The following is a 2,223-nucleotide window of genomic DNA, read 5'->3' as shown; positions in this document are numbered from 1 at the left end:
TTGATCGAAGAGCTGTTCCCGCGCCGCGGTCAACGCCTGGATTCCAATGCCGCCACGGTCCTCCAGGCGCATCACGAAGCCTTCTGAATGGCCCATGCCGGGCACGGCCGGCGGCATCTGCGCCGAGACCGTTGCGTCCATGATGCCCGCGAGCGAGCGGTTCAATTTGTCGCGCAGCGCGCCTGCATCGATATCCCGCGCGGACCAGTCCTTCAGGTCCACGAAACACATTGCCACGTTCTGGCCGCTGCCCTGGAAGCTCCAGCCAACGACGCTCGTGATATTCGATACCGCCGGTTCGCGTCGAAGAATGGCTTCCGTTTGTTCGATAGCGGCGAGCGTGCGCGCCTGCGTGGCGCCGGCCGGCAATTGCACCATGACCTGGAGCTGGGCCTGGTCTTCCTGTGGCAGGAAACCATTGGGCATATGCATATAAAGCAGCGCGCACGCCCCGGCGAGCACGAGATACACCACGAACATGGAACCTGCCCGACGCAACACGCGTGCGACGAGGCCGCTGTATTTGCGCGAGGTCCAGTCGAACATAGCGGGAAAGCCGCGTGAACTGTGCTTACCGTGAGCACCATGTCCTGGCGCGTCGCGCGGCGGCGCCTTTAGCAAGTTCGCGCACAACGCGGGCGTAAGCGAGAGCGCGGTGAACGCGGAGACGAGGATCGACGCAATCATTGCCACCGTGAATTGCCGATAGATCCCGCCTACGCTGCCCGGGAAAAAGGCCATCGGTACGAACACGGCAGTAAGCACCGCCGTGATGCCGACAATCGCGCTGCCCATCTGTTTCATCGCGCGGCGCGTGGCGGCCTTGGGTGCAAGACCTTCCTCACGCATCACGCGATCGACGTTTTCGACGACCACGATCGCGTCATCGACAAGAATGCCGATTGCAAGCACCAGCGCGAACATGGTGAAGACGTTGATGGACATGCCGAGCGCGTAGAGCGCGAGCAGCGCGCCGGTGAGCGCGACCGGAATCACGACGGTCGGCACGAGCGCATACCGCAAGTCGCGCAGGAACAGCCACATGACGAGGAACACGAGCAGCACGGCTTCGAGCAAGGTCAGCGCCACTTCGTGCAGCGCGACGTGGACGAACCTGGAGGTATCGAAGGGGATCACGACTGCCACGCCCGGCGGCAAGCTGCGCGACAGTTCAGCGAGCTTCGCGCGAATCGCATCCGACGTTTCGATGGCGTTGCCTTGCGGCGAGAGCTTGATCCCGACCGTTGCCGATGGTTTGCCGTTCAGCCGTGAAAACGACGCGTAACTATCGCGGCCCACCTCTACACGCGCCACGTCTTTCAGCCGGACCGCCGATCCATCCGGCCGCGCCTTCAGCACGATCTCACCGAATTCCTGCGGCGAGATCAACTGGCCGCGCACGGTCACCGTCGCCGTCAGTTGCTGCCCCTCGACGAACGGCACGTCGCCGAGCGTGCCGGCTGTCACCGTCGAGTTTTGCGTGGCGATGGCCTGCGTCACGTCGGCGGCGGCGAGGTTGTACTCGCGCAGTTTCATCGGATCGATCCAGACGCGCAGCGCCTCGCCCGCGTCCCACAAATCGGCGGCGCCGACGCCCGGCGCGCGCTTCAGGTCGCGCAGCATGTAGCGGTTCACGTAGTCGCTCAGCACCACTGAATCGCGCTTGCCATCGGTGGAGGTGAGCGCCACGAGCATCAGGAAGGTGCCCGTGGACTTGAACACGCTGATGCCTTGCTGGACGACCTGCTGCGGCAGCCGCGATTCGATCTGCTTCATGCGGTTCTGGACATCGACCATGGCGATGTCCGGGTTCGTTCCCGCCGAGAACGTGGCGGCAATCTCGAGTTCGCCGATGCTGTCGCTCGTGGTTTCGTAGTACTGCAGGCCTTCGGCGCCATCGAGACTTTCTTCGATCACGCTCGCGACCGTGTTGTCGACGCTTTCCGGCGCGGCTCCCGGATACATGGCCGAGATCACGATGCGCGGCGGCGTCAGCCGCGGGTATTGCGCGACGGGCAGGAAGGGCGTGACGAGCGCGCCCGCCACGAAAATGGCAAGCGCGACGATCCATGCAAATACCGGACGATCGATAAAGAAAGACGACACGCAGGTCCTGACGATTTAACGGGGTTGATCCGGGCTTTTTTCTGGAAAAGCGTCTGCGAGGCGCGGATGCGCAAGCAGCGGAGCCGACGGAAAATCGATCTTAGAAATATAAAAAGA

Annotated in this window: 1 protein-coding gene; it reads right to left on the bottom strand. The window is 63.1% G+C overall.

Going from position 1 to position 2,223, the window contains the following annotated elements:
• A partial coding sequence (locus ACFFAR_RS31315) for an efflux RND transporter permease subunit (RefSeq protein WP_174365561.1) occupies window positions 1-2,106 on the bottom strand: 2,106 nt, incomplete at its 3' end.
• Between the last annotated feature and the right edge of the window lie 117 nt (window positions 2,107-2,223).

Source organism: uncultured Caballeronia sp., assembly GCF_964243625.1.
GTDB lineage: Bacteria > Pseudomonadota > Gammaproteobacteria > Burkholderiales > Burkholderiaceae > Caballeronia.
The sequence above is the reverse complement of the archived record's forward strand: the minus strand, read 5'-3'. Positions and strand labels throughout refer to the sequence as shown.